General features: G+C 32.9%; 28 protein-coding genes and 1 tRNA gene. 10 read left to right on the top strand and 19 right to left on the bottom strand.

Annotation, left to right across the window (positions count from 1 at the left end):
* From WNY78_RS10630 to WNY78_RS10595, 8 genes are all read left to right on the top strand, one after another.
* On the top strand, window positions 1–3,069 hold a 3,069-nt coding region (locus tag WNY78_RS10630), incomplete at its 5' end, for a gliding motility-associated C-terminal domain-containing protein (RefSeq protein ID WP_342873179.1).
* A gap of 34 nt (window positions 3,070–3,103) precedes the next feature.
* Window positions 3,104–4,036 (top strand): type IX secretion system membrane protein PorP/SprF, encoded by a 933-nt coding sequence (locus WNY78_RS10625; RefSeq protein ID WP_342873178.1) that lies wholly within the window; start codon window positions 3,104–3,106, stop codon window positions 4,034–4,036.
* A 10-nt stretch (window positions 4,037–4,046) separates the two neighbouring features.
* Window positions 4,047–6,020, top strand: coding sequence for an OmpA family protein (locus tag WNY78_RS10620; RefSeq protein ID WP_342873177.1), 1,974 nt, complete (start codon window positions 4,047–4,049; stop codon window positions 6,018–6,020).
* A gap of 151 nt (window positions 6,021–6,171) precedes the next feature.
* A complete protein-coding gene (idi, locus tag WNY78_RS10615; protein WP_342873176.1) occupies window positions 6,172–6,696 on the top strand; it encodes an isopentenyl-diphosphate Delta-isomerase in 525 nt (174 codons plus the stop codon).
* Window positions 6,696–7,106: a 6-carboxytetrahydropterin synthase gene (locus WNY78_RS10610; protein WP_342873175.1), complete on the top strand. Its 411-nt coding sequence runs from the start codon at window positions 6,696–6,698 to the stop codon at window positions 7,104–7,106. The genes idi and WNY78_RS10610 overlap by 1 nt, the downstream gene beginning before the upstream one ends.
* Window positions 7,103–8,074, top strand: coding sequence for a type I phosphomannose isomerase catalytic subunit (locus tag WNY78_RS10605; protein WP_342873174.1), 972 nt, complete (start codon window positions 7,103–7,105; stop codon window positions 8,072–8,074). Before WNY78_RS10610 ends, WNY78_RS10605 begins: the two co-directional genes overlap by 4 nt.
* A 32-nt stretch (window positions 8,075–8,106) precedes the next feature.
* Window positions 8,107–8,376, top strand: a complete 270-nt coding sequence (locus WNY78_RS10600; RefSeq protein WP_342873173.1) for a hypothetical protein — start codon at window positions 8,107–8,109, stop codon at window positions 8,374–8,376.
* A 59-nt stretch (window positions 8,377–8,435) separates the two neighbouring features.
* A tRNA-Thr gene (locus WNY78_RS10595) sits at window positions 8,436–8,509 on the top strand.
* Window positions 8,510–8,769: 260 nt separating this feature from the next.
* Here WNY78_RS10595 and WNY78_RS10590 read toward each other — a convergent pair.
* The 8 genes from WNY78_RS10590 to WNY78_RS10555 all read right to left on the bottom strand — a co-directional run bounded on the left by WNY78_RS10590 (window position 8,770) and on the right by WNY78_RS10555 (window position 15,623).
* On the bottom strand, window positions 8,770–9,459 hold the full coding sequence (locus WNY78_RS10590) for a DUF4369 domain-containing protein (RefSeq protein WP_342873172.1): 690 nt from the start codon (window positions 9,457–9,459) through the stop codon (window positions 8,770–8,772).
* A gap of 68 nt (window positions 9,460–9,527) precedes the next feature.
* Window positions 9,528–10,787 (bottom strand): DUF819 family protein, encoded by a 1,260-nt coding sequence (locus WNY78_RS10585; protein ID WP_342873181.1) that lies wholly within the window; start codon window positions 10,785–10,787, stop codon window positions 9,528–9,530.
* A 547-nt stretch (window positions 10,788–11,334) separates the two neighbouring features.
* Window positions 11,335–11,523, bottom strand: coding sequence for an Arc family DNA binding domain-containing protein (locus WNY78_RS10580; protein ID WP_342873171.1), 189 nt, complete (start codon window positions 11,521–11,523; stop codon window positions 11,335–11,337).
* Window positions 11,524–11,658: 135 nt separating this feature from the next.
* Window positions 11,659–12,162: a DUF1648 domain-containing protein gene (locus WNY78_RS10575; RefSeq protein ID WP_342873170.1), complete on the bottom strand. Its 504-nt coding sequence runs from the start codon at window positions 12,160–12,162 to the stop codon at window positions 11,659–11,661.
* Window positions 12,163–12,172: 10 nt separating this feature from the next.
* Window positions 12,173–12,358: a hypothetical protein gene (locus tag WNY78_RS10570; RefSeq protein ID WP_342873169.1), complete on the bottom strand. Its 186-nt coding sequence runs from the start codon at window positions 12,356–12,358 to the stop codon at window positions 12,173–12,175.
* Between the two features lies 1 nt (window position 12,359).
* Window positions 12,360–13,220, bottom strand: a complete 861-nt coding sequence (locus tag WNY78_RS10565) for an SPFH domain-containing protein (RefSeq protein WP_342873168.1) — start codon at window positions 13,218–13,220, stop codon at window positions 12,360–12,362.
* Between the two features lie 411 nt (window positions 13,221–13,631).
* Window positions 13,632–14,558, bottom strand: a complete 927-nt coding sequence (locus tag WNY78_RS10560) for an alpha/beta hydrolase (RefSeq protein WP_342873167.1) — start codon at window positions 14,556–14,558, stop codon at window positions 13,632–13,634.
* A 465-nt stretch (window positions 14,559–15,023) separates the two neighbouring features.
* On the bottom strand, window positions 15,024–15,623 hold the full coding sequence (locus WNY78_RS10555; protein WP_342873166.1) for an alpha-ketoglutarate-dependent dioxygenase AlkB: 600 nt from the start codon (window positions 15,621–15,623) through the stop codon (window positions 15,024–15,026).
* A gap of 60 nt (window positions 15,624–15,683) precedes the next feature.
* On the opposite strand from WNY78_RS10555, the gene WNY78_RS10550 reads away from it, so the two are divergent.
* Both WNY78_RS10550 and WNY78_RS10545 read left to right on the top strand, forming a co-directional pair.
* Window positions 15,684–16,367 (top strand): M15 family metallopeptidase, encoded by a 684-nt coding sequence (locus tag WNY78_RS10550; RefSeq protein ID WP_342873165.1) that lies wholly within the window; start codon window positions 15,684–15,686, stop codon window positions 16,365–16,367.
* Between the two features lie 89 nt (window positions 16,368–16,456).
* Entirely contained in the window at window positions 16,457–17,257 is an 801-nt protein-coding gene (locus tag WNY78_RS10545) for a tryptophan-rich sensory protein (RefSeq protein ID WP_342873164.1), read from the top strand.
* A gap of 11 nt (window positions 17,258–17,268) precedes the next feature.
* On the opposite strand, the gene WNY78_RS10540 is transcribed toward WNY78_RS10545, so the two are convergent.
* The 11 genes from WNY78_RS10540 to WNY78_RS10490 form a co-directional block, all read right to left on the bottom strand.
* Complete coding sequence (locus WNY78_RS10540) at window positions 17,269–17,982, bottom strand: 3-ketoacyl-ACP reductase (RefSeq protein ID WP_342873163.1); 714 nt, start codon at window positions 17,980–17,982, stop codon at window positions 17,269–17,271.
* Window positions 17,983–17,994: 12 nt separating this feature from the next.
* The gene (locus WNY78_RS10535) at window positions 17,995–18,651 is read right to left on the bottom strand and encodes a DsbA family oxidoreductase (protein WP_342873162.1); all 657 of its coding nucleotides are present in this window, start codon (window positions 18,649–18,651) and stop codon (window positions 17,995–17,997) included.
* 92 nt (window positions 18,652–18,743) lie between these two features.
* The gene (locus WNY78_RS10530; RefSeq protein ID WP_342873161.1) at window positions 18,744–19,556 is read right to left on the bottom strand and encodes a hypothetical protein; all 813 of its coding nucleotides are present in this window, start codon (window positions 19,554–19,556) and stop codon (window positions 18,744–18,746) included.
* Between the two features lie 15 nt (window positions 19,557–19,571).
* Window positions 19,572–20,261 (bottom strand): haloacid dehalogenase type II, encoded by a 690-nt coding sequence (locus tag WNY78_RS10525; protein ID WP_342873160.1) that lies wholly within the window; start codon window positions 20,259–20,261, stop codon window positions 19,572–19,574.
* A gap of 106 nt (window positions 20,262–20,367) precedes the next feature.
* On the bottom strand, window positions 20,368–20,931 hold the full coding sequence (locus WNY78_RS10520; protein ID WP_342873159.1) for a carboxymuconolactone decarboxylase family protein: 564 nt from the start codon (window positions 20,929–20,931) through the stop codon (window positions 20,368–20,370).
* Window positions 20,932–21,001: 70 nt separating this feature from the next.
* Window positions 21,002–21,565 (bottom strand): TetR/AcrR family transcriptional regulator, encoded by a 564-nt coding sequence (locus tag WNY78_RS10515; protein ID WP_342873158.1) that lies wholly within the window; start codon window positions 21,563–21,565, stop codon window positions 21,002–21,004.
* 128 nt (window positions 21,566–21,693) lie between these two features.
* Entirely contained in the window at window positions 21,694–23,523 is a 1,830-nt protein-coding gene (locus WNY78_RS10510; RefSeq protein ID WP_342873157.1) for a cystathionine beta-synthase, read from the bottom strand.
* A gap of 333 nt (window positions 23,524–23,856) precedes the next feature.
* Window positions 23,857–24,294 (bottom strand): hypothetical protein, encoded by a 438-nt coding sequence (locus WNY78_RS10505; RefSeq protein WP_342873156.1) that lies wholly within the window; start codon window positions 24,292–24,294, stop codon window positions 23,857–23,859.
* 163 nt (window positions 24,295–24,457) lie between these two features.
* Entirely contained in the window at window positions 24,458–24,946 is a 489-nt protein-coding gene (locus WNY78_RS10500) for a hypothetical protein (RefSeq protein ID WP_342873155.1), read from the bottom strand.
* Between the two features lie 159 nt (window positions 24,947–25,105).
* Window positions 25,106–25,618 carry a GNAT family N-acetyltransferase gene (locus WNY78_RS10495; RefSeq protein WP_342873154.1) on the bottom strand — a complete coding sequence of 171 codons (513 nt, stop codon included), beginning with the start codon at window positions 25,616–25,618 and terminating at the stop codon, window positions 25,106–25,108.
* A gap of 196 nt (window positions 25,619–25,814) precedes the next feature.
* Window positions 25,815–26,555, bottom strand: a complete 741-nt coding sequence (locus tag WNY78_RS10490) for a DUF6090 family protein (RefSeq protein WP_342873153.1) — start codon at window positions 26,553–26,555, stop codon at window positions 25,815–25,817.
* Window positions 26,556–26,615: the final 60 nt, after the last annotated feature.

Below are 26,615 nucleotides of genomic sequence, written 5' to 3'. Positions count from 1 at the left end.
GGGATATTATTAGTTGATGAGATAGCAACATACTTAGCAACTTATGTCATCACACAAGATGATGTAGATGCTGGAGGAGTTAGTAATACAGTATTAGCATCAGGTGATAGCCCAGATGATACAACTGTTATAGATGATAGTGATGATCCAAATGATTCAGATAATGTGGATCCAGATAATGATGGCGATCCAGATGATCCAACAGACACATTGATTAATGAAGATCCAATAATTATCGCAGAGAAGAGCGCAATAATTACTGATAATGGAGATGGCGTATTAGGAGCAGGAGATACAATCAATTATACAATTACAGTTGAGAATACAGGGAATGTCACTCTAGATGGTGTTGCCATTACAGATACATTAACAGATGCAGACGGAAATGTATTAACGTTAACATCAGGACCAACATTTAATGGTGCAGATCAAGGAAGTGTAGAAGGGACATTATTAGTTGATGAGACAGCAACTTACTTAGCAACTTATGTTATTACAGCAAGTGATGTAACATCAGGAGGCTTAAGTAACACTGTATTAGCATCAGGAGATAGTCCAGATGATACAACTGTTACAGATGATAGTGATGATCCAAATGATACAGAGAATGTGGATCCAGATAATGATGGTGATCCAGATGATCCAACAGATACTGTACTTGAAATGCCAAGTATCATCGCAGAGAAGAGTGCCACAATTACCGATAATGGTGATGGCGTACTTGGAGCAGGAGATACAAACAACTACACAATTACTGTTGAAAATACTGGAGATGTGGTATTGACTAATGTTGGTATTGTAGATACATTAACAGATCTTGACGGAAACGTATTAACGTTAACATCAGGACCAACATTTAATGGTGCAGATCAAGGAAGTGTAGAAGGTATATTGTTAGTTGGTGAAACAGCAACGTACATAGCAACTTATGTCATTACACAAGACGATGTAGATGCAGGAGGCGTAAGTAACACAGTATTAGCATCAGGAGACAGTCCATTAGGAACAACTGTTACAGATGATAGTGATGATCCAAATGATTCAGATAATGTAGATCCAGATAATGATGGCGATCCAGATGATCCAACAGATACAGTAATTCCAGAAGATCCAAGAATTATCGCAGAGAAGAGTGCCACAATTACCGATAATGGTGATGGTGTACTTGGTGCAGGAGATACAATCAACTATACAATTACAGTTGAAAATACAGGAAATGTCACTTTAGATGGTGTTACAATTACAGATACATTAACAGATGCAGACGGAAACGTATTAACGTTAACATCAGGCCCAACATTTAATGGTGCAGATCAAGGAAGTGTAGAAGGGATATTATTAGTCGATGAGATAGCAACATACTTAGCAACTTATGTCATCACACAAGACGATGTAGATGCTGGAGGAGTTAGTAATACAGTATTAGCATCAGGAGATAGTCCAGATGATACAACTGTTACAGATGATAGTGATGATCCAAATGATTCAGATAATGTAGATCCAGATAATGATGGAGATCCAGATGATCCAACAGACACATTGATTAATGAAGATCCAAGAATTATCGCAGAGAAGAGTGCTACAATTACCGATAATGGTGATGGTGTACTTGGTGCAGGAGATACAATCAACTATACAATTACGGTAGAGAATACAGGGAATGTCACTTTAGATGGTGTTACGATTGCAGATACATTGACAGATGTAGACGGAAACATATTAACGTTAACATCAGGCCCAACATTTGATAGTGCTGACGCAGGAAGTGTAGAAGGGATATTATTAGTTAATGAGACAGCAACGTACTTAGCAACTTATGTTATCACACAAGACGATGTAGATGCAGGAGGCGTAAGTAACACTGTATTAGCATCAGGAGATAGTCCAGATGATACAACAGTTACAGATGATAGTGATGATCCAAATGACACAGATAACGTAGATCCAGATAATGATGGAGATCCAGATGATCCAACAGATACTGTAATAACTCCTATTCCTTTATTAGATGTAGTTAAAGTGGCAGATGTATTGGACGATGGAGATGGTGTGATTGGTGTTGGTGACGTAATTACTTATACTATTACAGTAAATAATTCTGGTAACGTTACTTTAAATAACGTATCAATTACAGATACATTTACAGACGCTAATGGTATACTATTAGCTTTGGATTCAGGACCTATGTATGTGAGTTCAGATTTTGGTAGTGCAGAAGGTGATTTACTTGTTGGAGAGACAGCAACTTATACAGCAACATATACAATTACACAAGCAGATGTAGATGCAGGTGGTTTATTGAATAGTGTTGTAGCAACTGGTGATGATCCTAACGGTACCAATATTACTGATACTAGTGATGATGGTGATGATAATGATGGTAATACTGAAGATGATCCAACTGAAACACTTACAGATTCTGACTTTGAATTATCTGTAACTAAAGAATTGGATATTGCAGAACCAGTTATTGGTGATGAAGTGACATTTACAATTACTGTTGCTAATGATGGATTTGTAACTGCAACAGGAGTGGTAGTAGAAGATATTTTACCTAGTGGATATACATTTGTTTCCTTTATAACAACTCAAGGTACATACTCTGATACAGATGGAGAATGGTTAGTAGGTCAATTAAATCCAGGACAAGCTGAAATACTAGAAATTACTGTTGAAGTTCTAGGGTTTGGAGAGTATTTAAATACTGCAACTATTACAGAATATGTTGGTGGTAATGACGAAAATGAGGGTAACAATACAGATTCTGTTGGTGTAGATCCAATTTGTTTAACGATTTATAACGAGTTCTCACCAAATGGAGATGGTATTAATGATTTCTTCAATATAGATTGTATAGAAACATTCCCTAATAACACATTAGAGATTTATAACCGTTGGGGAAATATTGTTTTTGAAGCTAAAGGCTACAGAAACGATTTTGATGGTACTTCAAATGGAAGAGCAGTTTTAAGTCAAGGTGATAAGTTACCAGTTGGTACGTATTACTATGTGATAGACTTAGGTGATGGATCAGAGCCAAGAGTAGGCTGGTTATACATTAATAGATAGAAATTAATAAGGCAAGATTAAAAACGATATTAAAATGATACAAAAAACATCATTATTAAAAGGATTAATACTATTAGTGTTTTGTACACTGATGTTTAATTCTAGTTTTGCGCAGCAAGACCCACAATACACTCAGTATATGTATAATACTATGAGCGTAAATCCAGCCTATGCTGGTCAGCGAGAGGTATTAAGTGTGACAGGCTTACATCGTACTCAATGGGTTGGTATTGATGGCGCACCACAAACGCAAACTTTAGGTATTCATGCTCCATTAAGAAACGATAAAATAGGTCTAGGTCTATCTATTGTTAATGATGCGTTAGGTCCAGTAAATGAGTATTATATTGATGCTAACTTTTCGTATACGATACAAGTAAGTGATAATAATACAAAATTATCATTTGGAGCTAAAGCAGGTATGCACGGTTTAACTTCAGATTGGAGTGAAGGCGTCATTCAGCAAATAGGAGATCCAACATTTGCAGATAATTTAAGCTTGTTTTCACCAACAGTTGGTGCAGGATTGTATTTACATAACCGTAAATGGTATGTTGGATTATCTGTTCCTAATTTTTTGAAAACAGATCATTTCGACGAAGGTCAAGTGTCTATTGCTGAAGAACGCATGAATTACTATTTAATAGCAGGTTATGTGTTTGATTTAAGTGCAAATACAAAGTTAAAGCCAGCAGCATTAGTAAAAGCTGTATCTGGAGCACCAATCATTGCAGACCTATCGGCAAACTTTTTGTTCAATGATAAGTTTACATTAGGTGTTGCATGGCGATGGGATGATTCAGTAAGTGGATTGGCAGGTATTCAAGTTACAGATGGTTTGTATATTGGCTATTCTTACGATGCTACAACAACAAATTTAAATAATTATAATAGCGGATCACACGAGATTATGTTACGTTTTGAATTACAAAAAATAGGTAGAATATTATCACCAAGATTCTTCTAAAAAAAAGATTATGAAAACACATAAAATTATATTTATCCTGGCATTAAGTTTAGTTTTTTCATCAGGTTATGCGCAAAAAGGCAAAATACGTCAAGCTTCAAAAGAGTATGATAACTTAGCGTATTTAAAGACCAGTGAGATTCTATTAGAAGTTGCAGAGAAAGGATATACGTCTGTTGATTTACTTCAGAAATTGGCCAACTCATTCTATTTCAACAATCAAATGGAAGAAGCAGCTAAGTGGTATGGCGAATTAATGGCGATGAACGAAAATATTGATGCTGAATATTACTTTAGATATGCTCAAGCTTTAAAATCTGTTGAGAATTATGAAGAATCAGATAAATGGATGAAAAAGTTCGCAGAATCTGATCGTAGTGATTTAAGAGGTCGTGCATTTAGCTCAACTGTAGATTACTTAACTATGATTGAAGAAGTTAGTAGAGATTTTGACGTTGTTAATTTAGATATCAATACAGAAGTTTCCGATTTTGGAACCACTCAATACCAAAACCAATTAATCTTTGCGTCTTCACGTGGTGGTGGACAAAAATACAAATGGAACGAGCAACCGTATTTGGATCTATTTTCCGCAGAAAAACAAGAAGATGGTAGCTACGGAAATGTTGAGAAATTAGATAGTGAAATCAATACTAAATTTCATGAGTCTACTGTAGCTTTTACACCAGATGATCAAGTGATGTATTTTACAAGAAATAACTATTTCAATAATAAATATAAAAAGAGTGAAGATGGTACTAACCGTTTAAAATTATTTAAAGCGACATTAAATGAGCATGGTGATTGGTATAATATAGAATCTGTTCATTTTAATAGTGATGAGTATAGTGTTGCACATCCAACAATTAATGTACAAGGGACAAAATTATATTTTGCATCAGATATGGAAGGTACAATAGGTATGTCAGATATCTTTGTAGTAGAAATCAAAGCAGATGGTTCTTTAGGAGACCCAGTAAATTTAGGTCAAAATGTAAATACAGAAGGACAGGAGACGTTTCCTTTTGTTAATTCTGAAGGCGATTTATACTTGTCATCTAATGGATTTAATGGTTTAGGAGGTTTAGATGTTTTTGTGATTAGAGATTTTGAAAACAAATTCGAAGCTCACCAACCTATGGCATTAGAAAATATTGGAAAGCCTATCAATAGCTCTATGGATGATTTTGGTTACTATGAAAATCTAGGAACTAAAGAAGGATTTTTTACATCTAACAGAGATGGAGGAAAAGGAGATGATGATATTTATAGCTTTATAATTCCAGAATGTGAACAAACTGTAGAAGGAGTTGTAAGAGATCAAGATACACAAGGACCTATTGTAGGAGCTAAAGTAACGATACTAGATGCTGAAACTAATAAAGAAGTTAATCAACAAATCGTTGGTACAGATGGAGCTTATAAGTTTGAGAAATTAGAATGTGAGAAAGAGTATTTAATTAGAATTGAAGCAGATACTTACGCTACAGTAGAAGAACGATTTACAACGCCTAGGAAACAACAAAAATTAGAAATACAAACGTTGTTAGAAAAAGACGAAGTAGAACTAGAGCCTTGTGCAGATTTAGCTAAAATTTTAGATATTCCAATTATATACTTTGATTTCGATAAATTCAATATTAGAAGAGATGCAGAAGTAGAATTACAAAAAGTATTGGCAGTATTAAATAAATACCCAACAATGACAATCGATGTTCGTAGTCATACAGATTGTAGAGGAACAGCATCATACAATGAACGCTTATCAGAAAACAGAGCACAATCTACACGTAAATACTTAATTAAAAACGGTATTGCTGCAGATCGCTTAACAGCAAAAGGTTATGGAGAGTCGCGCTTAGTTAATGATTGTGGTTGTGAACCAACAAACGATTCTAACTGTAGTGAAGCAGAACACCAGCTTAATAGACGTAGTGAATTTATTATCACAGGAATCAATGGAGAAAAGTGTCCTGAAAAATAATCAAGACCTTTAAATCCTATTAAATAAAAGTTAAAAGCTGTCTTTTCCAAGGCAGCTTTTTTTGTAACCTGAGTTCAAACTGAAAACAAATATTAGGTCGAACTCAGGTTTGTGATGGTTTTATGAAATATAGTTGTTATTTTTGTTAGCTATGATTGAAGAACACGTAATTCTTGTAAACGATAACGATGAGCAAATAGGTACGATGCCTAAATTAGAAGCTCACGAAAAAGCTGTATTGCATCGTGCATTTTCGGTATTTATATTTAATGACCAAAATGAATTGATGTTACAGCAACGAGCTAAGCACAAGTACCATTCGCCTCTATTATGGACCAATACATGCTGTAGTCATCAAAGAGAAGGAGAAAGTAATTTACAAGCAGGAAAACGTCGTTTAATGGAAGAAATGGGTTTTGTAGTAGATTTAGAAGAAACCATATCATTCATCTATAAAGCACCTTTTGATAACGGTTTAACAGAACACGAATTTGACCATGTCATGGTTGGTCATTTTAATGATGAGCCAATTATTAATCCAGAGGAAGTAGAAGCCTGGAAGTGGATGCCTTTAGAAGATGTAAAAGGAGATATAGAATTACATCCAGAACTCTATACAGCATGGTTTAAAATCATTTTTGATAAGTTTTATGAACACATAAACATCACAAAATAATGAGAGTTACAGTCAGTAGAAAAGCACATTTTAATGCAGCGCATCGCTTATATCGTAAAGACTGGAGCTTTGAGAAAAACGATGAGATCTTCGGAAAATGTAACAATCCAAACTATCATGGTCATAATTATGAACTTATAGTAAGCGTCACAGGAGATATAGATCAAGAAACTGGATACGTGATTGATATGAAAATATTAAAAGATATTATCAAATCTGAAGTAGAAGATAAGTTTGATCATAAAAACCTCAATGTTGAAGTCCCAGAATTTAAAAACCTCAATCCAACTGCCGAAAATATAGTTGTTGTAATTTATAATAAAATCAAACCAAAATTAAAATCAGATTTGGATATTGAAGTGACCTTATATGAAACACCTCGTAATTTTGTAAGCTATTCTGGAGAATGAAAAACATTAACTATCCATTAAAATTCGAGCCCATTTTAAAAGATAAAATTTGGGGAGGACAAAAACTAAAATCATTACTAAACAAAGATTCTAATTTGCCAAATGTTGGTGAAAGTTGGGAAATAAGTGATGTAGAAGGAGTCACTTCAATTGTTTCTAATGGGAACTTAAAAGGACAATCTCTAAAACAACTTTTAGAGGCATATAAAGCAGATTTAATAGGTGAGAAGAATTATAAAATCTTCGGAAATAAATTCCCATTACTCATCAAGTTCATTGATGCTAAAGAAGATTTGTCAATCCAATTACATCCAAATGATACACTAGCAGCTGAGCGTCATAATTCCTTCGGAAAGACAGAAATGTGGTACGTTATGCAAGCTGATGATGATGCAAATTTGATAGTAGGTTTCAATCAAAAGATGACACCAGAAAAATACCTGAAACATCTTGAAGAAAAAACTTTAACAGAGATACTAAATTTTGATACAGTAAAAACAGGAGATACCTATTTTATTGAAGTTGGTCGAGTTCATGCTATTGGAGCAGGAGTGATGCTTGCTGAAATACAACAAACAAGTGATATCACCTATAGAGTTTATGATTGGGATCGAGTTGATGATAATGGGAACGAAAGAGAATTACATAACGATTTAGCTATTGATGCCTTTGATTTTAATATGCCAGAAAATTTTAGAGTTGCATATCAAAAGGAAAAAAATAAGTCAAATGATATGGTAAGTTGTCCATATTTTACAACTAATTATCTTCATGTCACTGAGCCTATTTTAAAATTAAACACAAAAGATTCTTTCTTTATCTATATGTGTGTTGAAGGCGAAGCGTTGATAGAAACTGAAACAACATCAGAATTTATTAAACAAGGAGAAACAATTTTAATTCCTGCAGCAATAGAAACCTATAAAATATCGTCCTCTAATGCTAAACTATTAGAAGTTTATGTTTAATTTTGCTGCGAATTAATAAATAAGTAAATATTATGGCAAATATTAGAAACCTTAAAAAAGACATCAATTTTGTTTTAGGTGATATTATTGAAGCAGTTTATGTTTGGGAATATGCAAACACAGACAAAGACACAAAAAAAAGTGAAGCTATTATTGACGAAGCAATTGAGACTTTTGATGGTTTAATTGCAAGAGTAAATGATAAAAGTGTAGAAAATAAAAAAGCGCATTTTAAAGCAATTAACAGCGATCTTGAAACAAAAGGATTAGCGTTAATCGAAAAATTGAATAAATTAAACTAATTTTTTCATTAAGTGCTTGCAAATTACAATAGCAATATTATATTTGCCATCGCTTAAAAGCCGATGTAGCTCAGCTGGCTAGAGCAGCTGATTTGTAATCAGCAGGTCGTGGGTTCGAGTCCCTCCATCGGCTCTAAGTTTAAATAAAGAATCTCAATCGTCATGATTGAGATTTTTTTTGTTTTATAGCTTTTTGTAATTCTCCTCCTTTTCAAGGAGGAGTGGATTCGTACTCAGTAAAGAGAACGAAGACGAGGTGGTAATTGATTAACTCTAAGTTTAAATAAAGTCTTAATCCTTGTGATTGGGACTTTTTTTTGTTTGAACCTGTATTAAAAACAAAAATTCCTAAACGATAAGTTTAGGAATTTTGATGTTTATTTTTGTTTAAAGTTATTCTGCTTTCCGTAAGTCAATCGATTCTTTTAGCATAACTCCGTATTTAGAAGCTTTTACTTTATCAGTTAAAGCATTATAAATTTCTTCTAAAAACTTAACACTTGTGTTTGGTACTTCACTTATTGCTAGATAAGGAGATACTTCACTATCTGGATGATTCACAGCAAAGTTAATCGTGTATAAATATTTACGCTTAATGAGTTTGTTGTAATTGTCTTCAAATGAAACTGTAGTATCATTGGCTTTACTAGCCTCTAAGCTTTCTTGAATTAGATCTAAATTCTTATCGCTAAATTTAGACATCATCAATAAGTACTCTTCTAAAGTTTCTTGTTGTTTAGAGCCTTTTATGGTTGCGTCGTAATTGAAGTTCTTTAAAGTAGAATTGATTTCAGTAATCCCTTTATCTGCAAAAAAGACAACTGTACCTTCATCAGTATCATTTTTATCTAGTTTTAAGAACAATATTTCAGGTTCAGGAAGTTCAGCATGTAATTCAAAATTTGGACTACCATTAATTGCTAATGAATCTATAGTTTCCATTTGTGTATCATTCTGACGTTGCAGATACACTGTTCCTTTTTTTAAGCCTTTTACATGTCCTTTAAGCGTAAAATCGTGAGTTTGTTCATTTCCGCAGGACATTAAAATAAGTGCGAGTAATAGAATAAAAAAATGCTTCATTAAGTTTTAATTTTGTGAGCGCAAATATGACATAATTATTCAAATATGACATAATTATTTTTTAAATACTAGCCAGCAGCTGCTAATTGCATCAAAATTGTACATCCAATTGCAGCTATAGTTCCAACTGCATAACCTAATACTGCAAGTAATACACCTACAGTAGCAAGAGATGGATGGAAAGCAGAAGCCACAATAGGAGCAGAGGCTGCACCACCAACATTTGCTTGACTACCAACTGCTAAAAAGAAGTACGGAGCTCTAATTAATTTAGCAACTCCAATTAGTAATAGAGCGTGTATTGTCATCCAAACAACACCAATGGCTATAAGCCCAAGATTATCAAAGATTAAAGTTAAATCCATTTTCATACCAATGGTAGCAACCAAAATATAAATGAAAACACTACCAAATTTACTGGCTCCAGCACCTTCATAATTTTTTGCTTTTGTAAAGGATAATAATATGGCAATAATTGTAGCTATACTAATCATCCAGAAAAATGAAGATCCTAAAAATGAGAATATGTTTCTTGTGGTGCCAGATTGAATATTTGCAACTTTGATTTCAAAATATGGTGCTAAGAAACCAGCGCATAAATGAGCTATGCTTACAGTGCCAAATGCTATGGCTCCAATAATCATAATATCTGTGAGTGAAGGGTTTCGTTTTACTTTTTCAGCAAACGTTGAGACCTTTTCTTTCAATTCCTCAATAGAAGATGTGTCTGCTTTTAACCATTTATTAATACGATCTCGTTTTCCTATTCCTAATAATACGATGGCCATCCATATATTTGCTACAACGATATCTACGAAAACCATTCCGCCATAAAGACGTTGATTATAACCATAAATTTCTAACATTGCAGTTTGGTTTGCTCCACCACCAATCCAACTTCCTGCAAGTGTTGATAAGCCTCTCCAAACAGCATCTGGACCAAAACCTCCAACAGTTTCTGGTGATACAGTAGCAATTAGTAATATGGCAATTGGTCCACCAATAACGATACCTAATGTGCCAGTAAAAAACATAACTAATGCTTTCCAACCTAAATTAAAAACTGCTTTTAAATCTATACTTAAAGTCATTAAAACTAAAGCTGCTGGTAATAAGTAGCGACTTGCCATATAATATAAACTTGTACCATGTTCTAGGATTTCTCTGTCTTCAGAAATACTTTCCCAATCAGGAGCAATTAATCCTGTTGTTGTAAGAACAGCTGGTAACATATATGCAATAAATAGACCTGGGACAATTTTATAAAATTTTGACCAGAAACCAGATTTTATTGATTCTGTAAGGAATACTAATCCTAAGGCTAGCATTAATAAACCAAAAACTATTGTGTCTTTAGTAATTAGAGGAGCTCTTACATAAGCAGTTGACTTTTTATTAATAATATCAACATTAATTTGTTGTCCATTATTATAAAAAGAAGCTTCTTGCACTTCTAAAATTGTTTCATCAACAAAACTTTCATCTGGCTTTATAAGTATTTTTAATACATCATTTGTATCTAATTTATAAACACGATTAGATTTAAATTCTATTATGCTTGCATAATCTGATAATTTATTGACTTTAAAATCTGCACCTTCTTTAAAGAGTACATTTTTAATTTTAGCAATCGAATCTCTTGTTGCAATTTTAATTTTAAAAGATGTAAAGGTTGCGTCTTTGAGTTGTATTGGGATTTCAAATGCTTTGGTACTGTTTTCGTCAACACTTTTTACTGTTAATGTTTGAGCTTGAGTAGTATTTGAAAATATGAATAGAAATAAAAATAATATACTAAAATTAGAAAAAGCTTTCATAAGAGAAGTTTAGATGCGCAAAATACCAAAATTAAACTGCATAAAAAAAGCGATTCAATTAAGAGTCGCTTTTATTGTCATTATTAGTTTTTTTAGGTTTGGGAGCTCTATTTTGTTCTTTAAGATATTGCATGAGCATCCATTCAATCTGTCCGTTGGTACTTCTAAACTCATCTGAAGCCCATTTTTCGATTGCTTTAATCATATCTTCATTGATACGTAATGCGAATGCTTTTTTCTTAGCCATTTTATTGTTTTATAAACGTTTTTAGTGTCTTTAATACTTCACTTGATCATGGAAAATCTGGTGTATTATAAGATGCTATTCTATAAATGTCATTTTCAACATATTTTAATTTAAATTCTATGTTTTTGATATTCATTACTTATTTATTTTTCGTTGATAGATGAACAAAAATATTGGTAAAATAACACTTATACCAATTATAGAATATAAGAACCAAGATCCAAACTCAGTAGTATTACCTTTTCCTTGTTCAACCATCATATATTGAATACATGCAAATATAATAGCAACAAATAGATTTGTAAAACGAATAATCCTTGTACTAAATCTATAGTTTTTTAGCGCATTTTCTTCTGTGATATTAACCATGTAATTATGAATATGCGGATATTTATTTAACACAAACAATAACACAAAAGTAAAAACTCCAATTATAGGAAGTATCCAAACATACACTTTATCTCCAAATCCATCTGCTTCTCCTTTACCATTAAAGTGCGTTGGAATAGTATCTGCTAAATCACCATAATTGATTACTGTATAAACGATCATCAAAATGTATAGTGTTACAGAAATCAAATCAACCACAATATCCAATGGTTCAAAAGGCACTTTTACTTTTGGTCTGTTGGTTTTCATAGTTTGAAAATTATTCGTTTTTCGATTCTTCGTCTTTAAATACCACTAAAGCTAAAACGACACCAATTATAATTCCAATTAAGGAACCATAAACAATTCCCATTGCCACATCACCTATAACTGCACCAATTGTTGTTCCAAAACTACTTCCAATTGCGACACCAATGGCAATACTGTGTGTCTGATTTTTAGTCATGTTAATGATTTAAAGTACCAGTATTTAATACTGGTGAAGCATCTTTGTCTCCACAAAGAATAACCATTAAGTTACTTACCATTGCCGCTTTTCGTTCACCATCTAATTCAATAATTTGCTTTTTCTCGAGTTGCTCAATTGCCATTTCAACCATGCTCACAGCACCTTCAACAATTTTATGTCTTGCAGCAACGATTGCCGTAGCTTGTTGACGTTTCAACATCGCATTTGCAATTTCTTGTGCATATGCCAAATAACCAATACGAGCTTCAAGTACTTCAATACCTGCAATAGATAGACGTTCATCAATTTCTTTTTCTAAAGCAGCACTGACTTCGTTAACACTTGATCTCAAGGTAATGTCCTCATCTACACCTTCATCTGCAAAATTGTCATAAGGATACATGCTTGCTAATTTTCTAACAGCAGCATCGGTTTGAACACGTACAAAGTTTTCATAAAGATCTACATCAAAAGCAGCTTTATAGGTGTCTTGGACTCGCCACACTAAAATGGTGCTAATCATAATTGGATTACCCATTTTGTCATTTACTTTTAAACGCTCACTGTCAAAATTTCTAGCACGTAAAGAGATTTTCTTTTTTGTATAGAATGGATTTACCCAATAGAATCCGTTTTTCTTCACAGTACCTATATACTTTCCAAAAAGCAATAATACTCGAGATCCATTAGGCTGCACCATTATAAATCCAGGTGCAATAAAGATCGCTAATGGAATAATAAATATAAACTCTGGATTTTTTGTAGCTATTGCAGTACCTATGCTTCCGAAGAATAAAATAAGGAATACAAGGAGCATGAGATATCCATTTGCTGGGACAATGATTTTTTCTTCTTTCATGAGATTGATGTTTTGGTTGAATAATTCAATATGATATTATTTTGATATCAAATTTACATCAATTATTTTTATCTACCAAATCGAGTTTGGCACGCCATTTGCTTTATAGTTAGTGTAAGTGATTATGATGATCTTAGAAGAGGAGTGATTACCTCGCATAACGGAGTAATACTTACATTGGTTGGTTAGTTAATAAAAACGCATCTCACTTGAGATGCGTTTTTTATTTTAGAACTTATTTTGACTTTTCGTTTTAAGCCGAAAAGTTTGGCTTTTGTACCATAATGAAGACGTTTTTTATTAGCATAGCATTAGCTACGGTTATAAAAAACGATAAAATTAGGGTGCAAAATGTGAATTTTGAAGACAAAAGGAAAAGTTAAGATGAGTTCTTAATATGTTAGTGTGAAATTACTTTAATATAAAGCTAGAGATCGTAGTTATGAGTTCTTCGGAAATTTTACGAGACGACTCATTATAGCTTTTTGAATTCACCAATTGATCACCTTCAATAATAAAGAGCACGTGATTCATTTTATCGATGATTTTAATTTCAGACGCTTCCGAAGCCTTTTTAAGTAATTGAGCTTCATCAACTGAAACCTGAAGATCTTTAGTTCCATTTATTATCAAAACCGGAATATCTAATGATTTAATAACTTCTTGAGGATTATATTGCATCCAGTTCATAATAAATGGTTGCACATCTGCTCTAAACACAGGAGCAAGTGGTTGAGGATAGTCTGTTGTTGTCTTCCCTTGTTTTAAACTTTCAAACGCTTTTTTTGTAGCATCAATAAGTGATGGATCCATTGCTGCAATTTGTTCTGTGATGACTTCATCTATTGACTGTCCAGCTCCTGCTAGTGACACAAAACCATCTGCTCTGTCTTTTGCCGCAAGCATGCCAATCAAACTACCTTGACTATGTCCAACAATATAAATTTTAGAATAAGCGTCTTTTTCTTTAAAATAGTCTATTACAGAAATCGCATCTGTTACAAAATCATCAAACTTCATATTAGGATCTACTTTGTTCTTTCTAATTTGTTTGACAATACGTTTATCATATCTAAACGTCGCTATACCTTTATTGGTAAGTGATTCTGCTAACTTTTTTAAAGAATTGTTTTGCATAAAATTTTGGTTACCGTTTCTATCGGTTGGTCCAGAACCAGCAATTATGATGGCAAGATTTGGTTTTTCTCCATCATTTGGAGTTAAAAGAGTACCATCTATAAAATTATTAATTACAAGGTCTTGTGTACTAAATTTTAGATCTTGACTTTGTATAGTTAAACAGAAACAAATTAATAGGAGACTTAAATAATATTTCATGATTTTTTTTTAATATGCTTTGCAATTGATGTACCAAAGTTAATCAAATTTAAAGGAGATTTATAAAGATTTTTAGACCTCATTGTATCAAAAATGAAAAATTTTATTATTGCATTTCATCGATGAAATGCAATATTTCATCTTTAAATGTTAAAATTAAATGTATTTCAACGATTAATTGTGTTTTTAGTCGTTCGCTTTCAAAAAGGATTATATATTTGAAGTGTACTAAAATTTAGTTTTTAGTTCAATGGATTAATTAATTAATATTTGCATGTGTTATGAGTTAGAGACCCTAAATCGACCACATAAAAAGCAAATTAAGGAAAACCAAGGTTGAGGGACCTTGGTTTTTTCGTATGCGCTATTTTGAGTTTCAATAAGCTTAATCACCAAGATTATAATTTCAATAAGTGACTTTGACTCACTTCGACTTCGCTCAGTGACCAACGTTCAGCTACCAATTTATATAATTGTTCTAAACGTCAAATTAATGCGTTCTCCAATTTCTTTTTTTGTCTTTGCAATTTGATGTAACCAATAGTGTTGCATGTCGCCTCGCATAATTAATAAACTTCCATGATTAAGATTTATTTTATGTCGCTCATCTTTTAAAGTACGATGTTTAAAATGAAATGGTCTAGTTTGACCAAGACTCAGAGACGCAATCACAGGATTTTTTCCTAATTCTTTTTCATTATCTGCATGCCAACCGTTGCTATCATTTCCATCGCGATATAAATTGAGCAAAACTGAAGTGAATTTATGATTAGCCTCTTGTTCTATATCTAATTTTATCTGCTGCAATTCTGGAGTGAAAACTCTAGGCTGCATCGTAATATTAGAATAGCTGTAAGGCTTATTGTTATTAGCATACAATGCTGTGAGTCGTGGTTGTTTGTATGTTTTTCCGAAGATAGTAATGTCATCCTGTTGCCAGTTTATTGACTTTTTTATAGTCTTAAAATACTGGTCTGCAGTTGCTGTATTATAAAAGTTGTCGATGTAAATCAATTCAGCATTTGGCAAATTAAAATGCCTTTTTTCTTCGGAAAATAAGTCCATCACTTAATTTTTATCTAATTTTAGTGTCTGTTTACGACTAGACACTAATGTAGTTATATCATGAAGATTCACAAAATAGTATTTTTTTTATGTGCCTTAGTGGCTTTCGGATTTATAGTTCCGCAGAACAATAAATTACCCGAAGGTTTTGTTTACGTCAAAGACATCATTCCAGATTTGAATGTGCAGTTACGTTATTATTCAACTCACAATTTTGTAGGTGACACCATCACAGGTTACAAAGCCAATAAATTGATTTTGACTAAACAATCTGCATCAGCCTTAAAAAAAGTTCAAGCCGAATTGCAGGAGCAAAATTTATGTTTGATGGTCTATGATGGCTATCGTCCGCAACGTGCAGTTAATCATTTTTCGCGATGGGCAAAAGATTTAAATGACACTTTACAAAAGCAAGAGTTTTACCCTAACGTCAATAAGCGTCATCTATTTAGAGATGGTTATATTGCATCACGTTCTGGTCACAGTCGTGGGAGCACGCTAGATTTGACAATCATAGATGGCAATACCAATGAGCCTTTAGATATGGGAAGCCCTTATGATTTCTTCGGAAAAGAATCTTGGGTAGACCATCCAGATCTTACCAAAACACAATTAGCAAATAGGCAATTATTACAAAAAGTCATGCTCAAACATAACTTTAGAAATTACCCTAAAGAATGGTGGCATTTTACACTACGTTGGGAGCCGTTTCCTAAAACGTTTTTTGATTTTGAGGTGGAGTAATGTCAATTTGATTTGAGCTAAAACCTTATGATATAGCATTAATAACTCTTTTGCGAGTTTCCCATATTTGCAAAAATAAGATGTATACTATGAAAAAAATACTTCAAATAGGTAATGGAGTTGCGTTAATAGCAACAATTATCATGAATTATTTATCTAACACAGGATTGATGAATGATACTACTATTGGAGAGGTTTCTGGTGGATTGAGAACATTATTTACTCCAGCTGCTTACGCATTTTCCATTTGGGGAATTATTTATCTCATGCTTCTAAGTTTTGCAATTTATCAAGGTAGAAGTTTATTTGTAAAAGTACGAGATGATGATTTTGTGTTGCGAGTAGGTTGGTGGTTTATGTTATCATGTATTGCAAATAGTTTTTGGGTAGTGAGTTGGATTTATGGTTACACAGGATTATCTTGTTTTTTCATATTCTTACTCTTGTTTTCACTTTTAAAAATTGTTTGGAATAACAGTATGGAATTATGGGATGCACCTATCTCTGTAATTGCATTTTTATGGTGGCCTTTCGTTATTTATAGTGGTTGGGTAACCGTTGCAAGTATTGTAAATGTAGCTGCTTATTTAGTGAAAATCAATTGGGATGGTTTTGGGATTTCTCCTGTAATTTGGACACTTATCATGATTGTCATTGCAACACTTCTAAATATTCTCATCACTTGGAAACGTAATATGCGAGAATTTGCACTCGTTGGAGCTTGGGCTTTAATTGCAATTGGTGTCGCTAATTTTTCTTCGGAAATTTTAATTGCTTACATTGCTTTTGCTGCTGCAGGAGTCTTAATTATTAGCATTGGGATTCATGGCCTTAAAAATAAAGACACAAATCCCTTTACTAAGTTTTTAGAGTTTAGAAAAGGGAAATGATGTTATGTTTTTTAAGGATTAGTTGACCATAAAGATCCGCTAGCCATCATTGCACGTCTAGGTAATTGTAAACCTGCAATAATAAATTGAGCAAAATCTTCTGGTTGTAATACTGTTTCAGTATTACCATCTGTAATTCCTAAGTCTAGAGACATATCAGTCGCAATCGTACTTGGTGTTAAAGTATTCACTCTAATATTATTTTTACGAACTTCTTTCATTAAGGATTGTGACAAACCGATAACAGCAAATTTTGAAGCTGAATAAGCTGAAGTCGTTGCATTTCCACTTAAACCAGCAGTAGAAGAAATATTGATGATATCACCTTCATTTTTTTCAATCAGATATGGAAGCACCTCTTTGGTAATGTAATACATACCTAGAACGTTGGTTTTAATAATATTCTCCCAGAGTGTAGGATCCATGTCATTTAGCGTTCCAAAAGCAGCGATACCAGCATTATTTACTAAAATATCTACCGTTCCTAAATTTGAAATTATATTTTTAATTCCAGTTTTAACCTCTTCATAGTTCCCAACATCAAACACTTCGTAAAAAGCATCTACACCAAACGTTTTAAGTTCTAAAACTGTTTCTTTTAGTTTAGCCTCATTTCTTCCAGTAATGGCAACATCAATACCTAATTTAGCAAATGCTATTGCTGTTGCTTTTCCTAGTCCTTTGCTACCACCTGTAATAATGGCTTTTTTGTTTTTTAATTCCATTGTTTTGGTTTTTTAATTTGTAATATTATTTTCAGTTAACTCAGAAAGTACTAGCTTAAAAGTGTCAACGGGTTGAGCTCCAGTTACGGCACTTTTTCTATCAAACACGATTGTTGGTACAGAGTTAACACCCAAGTTTTTCCAATAACCTTCTTTGGTTCTTACTTCGTATCGTGCTTCTTCATTATCTAATTTAGATAATCCTTCTTCAGCATTTAAACCAACATCTATTAAAGCTTGTTTTAAAACGTCTCTTTTAGAGACATCTTTACGTTCACTAAAAAATGCTTTGGTTAATGTCATTTTTAACTCAGTTTGTTTATCAAATTCTTTGGCATATTCTAATAATACATGTGCATCAAAAGTATTCACCATGCGCATGTCGTCAAAATAATCGAAGGTGAAACCAAGTTCAGCACCAGCTTGTGTCATTTGTTGCTTTGATGCTTTTTGTTGCTCTGGAGTAGATCCATATTTTTCGGTAATATGTTCATTTACATTTTGACCTTCCGCAGGCATGTTTGGATTTAGTTCAAAAGGTTGCCATTCTATGTCTACTTGGTCTTCAATTCCTAAGTCTATAATTGCTTTTTCCAAACGTTTGTATCCAATGGTACACCAAGGACACACAACATCTGAAACGATATCTATTTTAAGTTTAGTCTTCATAATTTCTATTTATAAATTTCATCGAGCTGGTTACTATGTACTTTAATTTTTAATTAAGTAAAGTTTTACTTATATGCCTAATGAATTGTATCTTATTTTTTAAAATTGTCTTTTGTTACATCAGTATTGAATTTTATATCATTCCAAGTCACCATTATCCATGGATCATTAGAGACATCAGCATTCCAAGTTGACTTTTTATATTTTCTATGTGTTGGTATTAAAAGTCCGTCGATAGTTTCGTAATCGAGTTCCATTAAAAATGGTGTGTCCATAACACCAAAATCTGCAACTGTAAAGAGAAATTGATCAACCAACGCTGTATTTTTGTTGATATATAGTTGGTAAATATCTGTAGGTTTATTGTCTTTCGTTTCGAAGCTTATTTTTACGATGTCATAATTGTTATTCTCAATTGTTGTTTCTCCAATGTACTCGTAAATTAAACCATCATCTAGTAATTTTTGCATCATGGTAAACCAGTAGAAGTTAGTTGGTCTGTTAAACTGAACTCTTGGCATTAGTTCTTCATCTGTTAAAATTTCTCCGTTATGCTTAAGCCAGAATTCATTGCCATCATAACCTTGTTCCATTAATCCTTCGAGTTGAGGTAAGGTTCTTTCGTGTTGCTTATAAGCACCATAAGATAACTCTCCGTTGAAAATATATTTTTCGGTAGAGACATCTTTTTTACCATCAGGCGTTTGATATGTGTAGGTATAAACCACATTCTTTTTTTCTTGAAGTGTTTTATAGTTTCCTACATTCTGTACCATGTTATAAACCAATTCATGACCTTTATTTTGAAAGTCTTGTACTGGCTCTTTTTCAACCTTTGCTTTGTCATTAGTGCCACATGATAGTAATAATACGCTTAATAGTCCTGTAATAATGTTGGTTTTCATATCGTTTTTAGTGTTTTATTTATAAGTTATAAGAATGTTTGCTATTGCTTTTAAGTCTGGTTCATTGATCTCTGTTTTTGGTGCAAGCGGAAAAATTTGTTGTCCAGGTCTACTCACAAAAGCAGCTCTCCAACCAGCCCAAAGTGCTCCTGCAACATCCCAACCATGCGCTGCAATAAGCATACAGTCTTCGGGTTTTACGTTTAACTTGTTGGCTGCCCAATTATAAGTGTCTGTAAAAGGTTTGAATTTACCAACATCTTCAATGCTTAATCTTTCGTCAAAATAGTGGGTTAAACCAGCACTTTCAAATTGCTTTGTCACACCTTCGTTTGAAGAGTTTGTTAGAGAAACTAATGTGTAGCCAGCTTGTTTTAATTGTGTCAATGCTTCTTTTACTTCTGGATGTGCAGGTAAACCACGTAAACCAGATAGAATCACTTTACGAGCTTCTTCTTCAGAAATTATAATATTGTTGTTTGCTGTTACCATTTGTAAAGCTGCGGCTCCAATATGTCCAAAAGATTCATAATGACCACTTGCAGAAACAACTAAAGAATACTGTAACATGGTTGTAAACCACAAAGGTAACAAGTCCTGGTTTCCGCCTAGAGCATCACCAACTTGTTGTTTCATTTTGGTAAGATCTAAAAGTGTTTCATTAACGTCAAAAAATAATACTTTCGGTCTGATTTTAGTGCTCATTTGAATGCGGTTTTAATCATGTCATTTTATTAATTAATAAACCTTCCTCACAAAAGGAGGAAGGTTTAAAGCTATCAATCAACCTGTGGTTTTAGGGATTATCTAATTAAGAAACCACATTCTCTTTAGACCAAGCAAATTTTTGAAAAGGTGCATCTACAGCAGTATTTGCAATATGATTTGTATAGTTACTAATTACTTTTTGAGACAATCCTAAAATAATTTCTAAGACTTGTTGCTCACCATATCCTGCTTCATAAAATGCAGCTAATTCTTTTTGAGATACATGTCCACGATTACGAGTAATTGCTAATGTTAATGTACGTAAAGCTTCTAATTTAGAATCTTCAAGAGGTGTTTCGTTACGTAAAGCTTCTGTAATAGCGTCATCAACTTTCATCATTTTAGCAATTGCTGTATGTGCAGGTACACAGTAATGACATTCATGTTCTACGTTAATTGTTTGCCACACTACAGTTAATTCATCTTTATTAAAAGACGTTTCTGTAAATAATTTATGTATTGTTTGGTAGGCTTCTAAAATACCAGGAGCTCCTGCTAAAACACCATGTAAACCAGGAATCATTCCGTTAGCTTTAAGTGATTGCTCTAATAATGCTTTGCTACCTTCTGGAGCAGTGTCGATGTTGTGAACTTTTAATGTTGTCATAATTTTTCTTTTTAATAGTTATGTTAATTATATCTAAACGTTCGTTTAGTTATTTTGTAAAAAAAAATGCTTAGATGTTTACAAATGTCATTTCAATATAATCTTCAATTTCTTTCTGACTGTTAACTCTTGCAGCAGCAGCTAAACCATGTTTTGCTAATAATAAATAATTAGCTTGCTTTAGTATAGTCGCTTCGTCTTTAGTTGAATTTATTTTTAATTTCTCAATAAATAATTCTTTAAGATTATCCATGAAAGAAATCATTTCTTCTTTTATTAATTGATCTTCACTTTCAGAAAACTCATTGTAAGTGTTAGTAACCAAACACCCTTTCTGATCATGTCCTTTGTAATTAGCATCAACAGAGTCATAGAAAAATTGCTTAATATCTGCTACACCATTTGTGGCATTTTTAAACTTTTCTAATATGACGCTAACTTTTGCTTTATAGCATTTTAGACTTTCAAGAAACAAACCATGTTTGTTACCAAAACTAGAATATATAGAAAACTTATTAATGCCCATTTCTTTTTCTAGCATTTGCATAGACGTTGTTTCATAGCCATTTTTCCAAAATAGGTGCATTGCTTTTTCAACAACTTGGTCTTCGTTATATTCTTTTTTACGTGCCATGTTTATTTTCCGTGAAAACGAAAATAGTTCTAATTACAGTACAAAACTAAACAATCGGTTAGAAATAAAAAAAGTTTTAACAATACTTTAGAAATTTGACGACTTAAAGCTTGTCAGATTTCTAATGTTTAAATGCTTTTAACGAAATCTAAAAATACTTTTTTATGCAATTCAAGATCTAAGTTAGGAGACAATGAAGCACGAACAATATAATCTTTGTCGCCTTCTTTTGTGGTCCCTTGAGTTGAGGTTGCAGGTATCGTCCAATAACAACCTTTTAATTGTCCGTAGCTTACACAAAATTTACTCTCATCAGGAATTTCAGTAATCATCAAATTGATGAGCTTCAAGTTCAATGCTCTTTTGTAAGCTTCTTTTTCTTCATCAGTGTTACCTTTAGTTGGTAATCCTAATGAAAACACAGAAGGTGTAAATCCTTGATTTGCCAATTCATCTGAAACAAAGTTGATTTTAGCATCTGGCAACGCATCATGAATAAAGTTGACGAACTCTCGTGTATTCTTGTAAGCATCTTTAATTCTTTGATTCATAGAAGGCATTTGCTCTGCTAAGATTTCATATTGTTCATCTGTAGCCTCATTATCGCAAAGTTCTAAATGCGTTTCAATGTGTTGCATGAGTGTTGAAGTTAGCTCATTTCCGACGCAATAACCAGCAGTACATCGTCCACCACTAGGGAATTTTGAGCCACTAGCATAAGAAATAGTTTTAACTGTAGACAAAATTTCACCATCACCTAAAAAGTGAACATTAGGGCAAAATGTTTGATCTAAAATAAAAACAGGATCTATAGCACGATCTCCATTTGGTGTTTTACGCACTTTACTTAACGCCTCTTTTAATTTGATAAGATCTGGAACTTCAACTCTAGGGTTTGTAGGTATTTCTGCAATGATAAAAGGAACAGCATCTTGCTCAGCAATTGCATCTAAAACCGTATGGATACTTTTCACCATATCATTATCACCATCTACAGGTAAATCTACCACGTCTACATGATCTAGACAAGCAGCAACACGTCGTGCTTGGTCATTTGTACCACCATAACAATTTGGCGGAACAATAAATTTAATAGCCTTTCCCTTATGGTTTTCTAATGCATCATGAATTGAACCCATCATAATCGCATATTGCATAGATAATCCGCTAGAAGCCACTAAAGGTTTTAATGTAGTGCCAGTGATGTTAGTAATTAAATCTAACACACGCGCTTTATTTTTGCCATCATCATTATGTTTAGTCTCAATATGTGATTGTGCAACTAAAGCTTTTAAAGCTATGAGTGCATTTGCAGGAGTCATTGCAATCGTTTCTCGTCGTCTTACATGTTGTATTTCTGAAATGTAATTGGCGTTTTTTACACCATTGACTACTAAAACACTTCCTAAATGAGCATATAGGTTGACGTAAAAATCAATATTTGGGTTGAGGTCAAGATGTCCCATTTCAGTTTGCTCAGAAATAAAAACAGTACTACCATTATATGCTGAAACTGTATCTACACGCTCAACGTGTTTCAACTCAAAATTATAACCATACACACGTTGTATTAAGTCGGCATCAAAACACTCTGGTAACTGACCAGTATACAAAATTTGGGTGTTTTTATGCTCTAATAAATTTTTACGCAGAATTGCCAATACAGGAACAGTCTTAGAATCAAAACTAATCACATGCTCTGCATTTAAATCATATAAGTTACCAATTGCCCATTCTAACACGCAAGATAAAGGGTGACCCAATCTTATATAATCATAAGCTGTAGGTAAATTATTGAGTGCAGTTGTTTGAGAATTATTGTCTTTATATAAAGCTTCAAACTGTTCTAAAAATTGAGTTTTAGCCAATTTTTCATTGTAAATATCTAGTCGATGGGTTGTTAAGCGCAACCAATCTGTTGGCATATGTTTTAATATGTCTTTTATATAATTAAGCATGAGATTGTCTTCTATAATTTGTGTCGTAAAGGTACATTAATTAGATTTTTTTAAAGTGCAGCAGTGCTATTTTGTGTTCTGTTTAACACTTGTCTGAAGTTTAGCTTTTTCATTACAAAAAGGATGCTTTTTTTTCTTCGGAAATTTTAGGTGGTTTAGCTTTTGCTGTTGAGTGAGTATTAGCTATAGTTTTCTGGTTTGAAGTATAATTGCTAGTTGCGTTGGCGAGAACTAAGTTAATAAAAGAAACCGAACCAATATGAAAATCTGTTAGGATTTTCTGAGAACACACTAACCAAGCAATTGATTATCCACGGTGTTGGCAAATGTTTATTACAGGTAATTGAAGAATAGTTCTACAAAAACACCAAGGACAGCACTGAAGACAGCCGCTAAAACAGATAAGCGTTTTAATTTATATGTGTTTGCAAATGCCAACCAAAGACATAACAAAGCACAAATCGATAAAATTATAGTTCCATATAAGGGCACGATGCTGTTGAAAAGCCCTATTTTATTAAAAAAAGGATCTAGCAAAGCAGTAAAACCAAAAAGAGCTAAAGTGAAATTTGTCTTTTTATGTCCAATAAATAAGTAATAACTTGCAATTAATAGTTCAACACTTATTGCTAAAGGACCAAATTGGTTATAATATTCTCTTTTAAAATATGCCTCGAAACCTTGGGGAAATTCAATCTTCATTATAAAAGAAATACTTAGAACAATTCCGATAATCAAAAGTAATAATGCAATTGTCTTTCTTTTTTTCATAGGGTCTTGCTAAATGTTTGCTAATGTGTTGTATATGGTTAGTTGCGTGTTTGAGCAACTAATTTAGCAAATAAAACACAGATAGAATATTCCGCAGGAATGTTCGTAATTAGGCGAGAACCCAACAGTTGATTATACACGTTGTTAGCACCTTTTTTCATTTCTAAAATTGAGGTGTTGGGAAATCCATAAACCACATCATTACCATTCCTGCAATTCCTCCCATCAGCATTAGTGGGAAGAATAATTTGATTTGTTTAGATGTCACATTTGTGTTTCCGCTTAAACTTGATTTCTGCATTAGACCTGGGTGAGTTTCGATAAATTCTGCACCATTTTTAAAGTATATCCATCTCACACTTAGCACCCAAAGTATGATTATCGAAAAGTGGAAAATTAACACCATTGGGTTCATAGCTTTTGGATTAAAGTATTCTAACGTGTTTTGTGTTATTCCACTTAGGTTTCCAACCATCATAATAACCCAAGGAATATTACCGTAAATCATCCATCCCTTAACATATTTGTCATATCCGTCTTCTAATTCAGGGTTTTGGGCGATATATTTCTTAGAGCGATATTTTAGAATTAGTCCGTTTGCTATAGTTACCGCAATGAACATTATCCAAGTATGTTTAAATATTATTTCCATTTCTTCTAATTGGTGCCAACGGTTTTGTGTATGATTAGTGGCGTGTTTCAGCACCTAATTAAGTAAAACCAAACCTAACGTTAGGGAAATCCGAAGGATTTTCCGAGTACAGACAGACCCAAGCAATTAATTATATATGTTGTTGTAGCCAGTAATTATTTATTTCATAGATATCCATTTCTCCAAACTTATTTCTCTAATGGGATATGCAGGATTCTTAAAAGTCCATTCGTTCTCAATCCATTTTTTTACAGTGTTAAACAGAATTGGGTCAAGTCCGTTTGTAACCTCACTTTGTCGGACCCACATATAAATTTCAGCATCAAAATCAGACTTTTTGGAAGGTTCAATGTACAGGCAACCAAGAACTTGACTTTCATCAAGGCTAACAACCGTATATGCAAATGAGCTTCGCATTTGGAACTCTTTTTGATGCCAACCTAAATCAATCAAATCCTGTTCAAACGACAAATCTTCTGTTGGCCATTCCCATATTGGAAGGAACATTTCTTGTAAATGGCTAAGACTTGTCATAACCGCGTCATAATCTTTTACAACGTCGTTCACGGTTAGCATTCTAATTCTGAAATGTTGATTTTCAAGTGTATCTGGTACTTTGAAATCTGCAGGCACAAATGTTTTGTTTTGAGAGAAAACTATTTGTGGAAGCACAAATAAAATAATTGTTGTCAGAATAATTATTGATTTTTTCATATGGTTGGTGTTATTGGTTACAACGTGTTGTGTATGGCTAGTTGCTTGTTTGAGCAACTAATTTAGCAAATAAAACACAGATAGAATATTCCGCAGGAATGTTCGTAAGTCAGCAGTGACCGAGCAATTAATTATATATGTTGTTGTGCTTTCGTTATTTCTCGGAACTCTTAATTTCTTCTATCAGAATTTTTGTTTTTTCAACCAAACTTTGTCGCAAACGATTGGTCATAATATAATTCGTTATTTTCATTGTTAGTATTCCGTTCAAACTAGATTTTAATTTATTTTCATTTACTTGTTCCCAAACTGAATTCATTTGTTTACCCTTAATTGCACTAAATTCAAAATTTATTGGGAATTGACTAGTGTATTTATAGCCCAATTCAGCATTTAATTTAAAATTCAATTCAACAGTCTTAAGAAGTTCAAGTTGTTCAGCATTATGTTTTTGAATTTTTTTCCTCAAAGGTGGTTGTATTAAGTCTAAATCTCCAGTAGAAATCAGCGCATTATATGTATCAATATTCAAGTTATTGGAAGGGTTGAAAAACGGAAGAAATTCATAACGTGCAATATTTCTTATTGTGTCAAAAGTGGCATCAGATGATGATAATCGTTTAGATAATGAAGTATGTTTTTCTAATTCTGTATTGAATGTTAAAATTTGATTTTCAAGTAAAATAATATCTGATTCTAAATCACTTAATAGTGAATTTACATAGTTTACTCTTAATTGTTCTTTTTTACTTTGCTCGTTAAGATTATTAACCTGCAATGCAATCAAAATTCCAATAACGACAAGGATTATTTCTCCAATTGCGTAAATCAGATACTTGCTAAATTTATTTTCAGTCAACATTTTTTGTCTAATTTTCCGAAAGAATTTTATCATTGGTTAGCGGTTTTTGGTAATGAAGCACAACAATTGAATATAAACTATAGTCTATACCCA

It is taken from the genome of Psychroserpens sp. AS72, assembly GCF_038900375.1.
In the GTDB taxonomy this organism is placed as follows: domain Bacteria; phylum Bacteroidota; class Bacteroidia; order Flavobacteriales; family Flavobacteriaceae; genus Psychroserpens.
The sequence above is the reverse complement of the archived record's forward strand: the minus strand, read 5'-3'. Positions and strand labels throughout refer to the sequence as shown.

What these genes read in the sequence shown, in the direction of transcription:
- WNY78_RS10590 (WP_342873172.1), bottom strand. Translation starts at nt 9,459, where the DNA reads ATGAAGCATTTTTTTATTCTATTACTCGCACTTATTTTAATGTCCTGC.
- WNY78_RS10570 (WP_342873169.1), bottom strand. Translation starts at nt 12,358, where the DNA reads ATGACTAAAAATCAGACACACAGTATTGCCATTGGTGTCGCAATTGGA.
- WNY78_RS10605 (WP_342873174.1), top strand. Translation starts at nt 7,103, where the DNA reads ATGAAAAACATTAACTATCCATTAAAATTCGAGCCCATTTTAAAAGAT.
- WNY78_RS10530 (WP_342873161.1), bottom strand. Translation starts at nt 19,556, where the DNA reads ATGAAAACCAACATTATTACAGGACTATTAAGCGTATTATTACTATCA.
- WNY78_RS10505 (WP_342873156.1), bottom strand. Translation starts at nt 24,294, where the DNA reads ATGAAAAAAAGAAAGACAATTGCATTATTACTTTTGATTATCGGAATT.
- WNY78_RS10545 (WP_342873164.1), top strand. Translation starts at nt 16,457, where the DNA reads ATGAAAAAAATACTTCAAATAGGTAATGGAGTTGCGTTAATAGCAACA.
- WNY78_RS10600 (WP_342873173.1), top strand. Translation starts at nt 8,107, where the DNA reads ATGGCAAATATTAGAAACCTTAAAAAAGACATCAATTTTGTTTTAGGT.
- WNY78_RS10620 (WP_342873177.1), top strand. Translation starts at nt 4,047, where the DNA reads ATGAAAACACATAAAATTATATTTATCCTGGCATTAAGTTTAGTTTTT.
- WNY78_RS10500 (WP_342873155.1), bottom strand. Translation starts at nt 24,946, where the DNA reads ATGGAAATAATATTTAAACATACTTGGATAATGTTCATTGCGGTAACT.
- WNY78_RS10520 (WP_342873159.1), bottom strand. Translation starts at nt 20,931, where the DNA reads ATGACAACATTAAAAGTTCACAACATCGACACTGCTCCAGAAGGTAGC.
- WNY78_RS10585 (WP_342873181.1), bottom strand. Translation starts at nt 10,787, where the DNA reads ATGCTAGCCTTAGGATTAGTATTCCTTACAGAATCAATAAAATCTGGT.
- WNY78_RS10580 (WP_342873171.1), bottom strand. Translation starts at nt 11,523, where the DNA reads ATGGCTAAGAAAAAAGCATTCGCATTACGTATCAATGAAGATATGATT.
- idi (WP_342873176.1), top strand. Translation starts at nt 6,172, where the DNA reads ATGATTGAAGAACACGTAATTCTTGTAAACGATAACGATGAGCAAATA.
- WNY78_RS10625 (WP_342873178.1), top strand. Translation starts at nt 3,104, where the DNA reads ATGATACAAAAAACATCATTATTAAAAGGATTAATACTATTAGTGTTT.
- WNY78_RS10510 (WP_342873157.1), bottom strand. Translation starts at nt 23,523, where the DNA reads ATGCTTAATTATATAAAAGACATATTAAAACATATGCCAACAGATTGG.
- WNY78_RS10560 (WP_342873167.1), bottom strand. Translation starts at nt 14,558, where the DNA reads ATGAAATATTATTTAAGTCTCCTATTAATTTGTTTCTGTTTAACTATA.
- WNY78_RS10555 (WP_342873166.1), bottom strand. Translation starts at nt 15,623, where the DNA reads ATGGACTTATTTTCCGAAGAAAAAAGGCATTTTAATTTGCCAAATGCT.
- WNY78_RS10525 (WP_342873160.1), bottom strand. Translation starts at nt 20,261, where the DNA reads ATGAGCACTAAAATCAGACCGAAAGTATTATTTTTTGACGTTAATGAA.
- WNY78_RS10490 (WP_342873153.1), bottom strand. Translation starts at nt 26,555, where the DNA reads ATGATAAAATTCTTTCGGAAAATTAGACAAAAAATGTTGACTGAAAAT.
- WNY78_RS10515 (WP_342873158.1), bottom strand. Translation starts at nt 21,565, where the DNA reads ATGGCACGTAAAAAAGAATATAACGAAGACCAAGTTGTTGAAAAAGCA.
- WNY78_RS10575 (WP_342873170.1), bottom strand. Translation starts at nt 12,162, where the DNA reads ATGAAAACCAACAGACCAAAAGTAAAAGTGCCTTTTGAACCATTGGAT.
- WNY78_RS10540 (WP_342873163.1), bottom strand. Translation starts at nt 17,982, where the DNA reads ATGGAATTAAAAAACAAAAAAGCCATTATTACAGGTGGTAGCAAAGGA.
- WNY78_RS10565 (WP_342873168.1), bottom strand. Translation starts at nt 13,220, where the DNA reads ATGAAAGAAGAAAAAATCATTGTCCCAGCAAATGGATATCTCATGCTC.
- WNY78_RS10610 (WP_342873175.1), top strand. Translation starts at nt 6,696, where the DNA reads ATGAGAGTTACAGTCAGTAGAAAAGCACATTTTAATGCAGCGCATCGC.
- WNY78_RS10550 (WP_342873165.1), top strand. Translation starts at nt 15,684, where the DNA reads ATGAAGATTCACAAAATAGTATTTTTTTTATGTGCCTTAGTGGCTTTC.
- WNY78_RS10535 (WP_342873162.1), bottom strand. Translation starts at nt 18,651, where the DNA reads ATGAAGACTAAACTTAAAATAGATATCGTTTCAGATGTTGTGTGTCCT.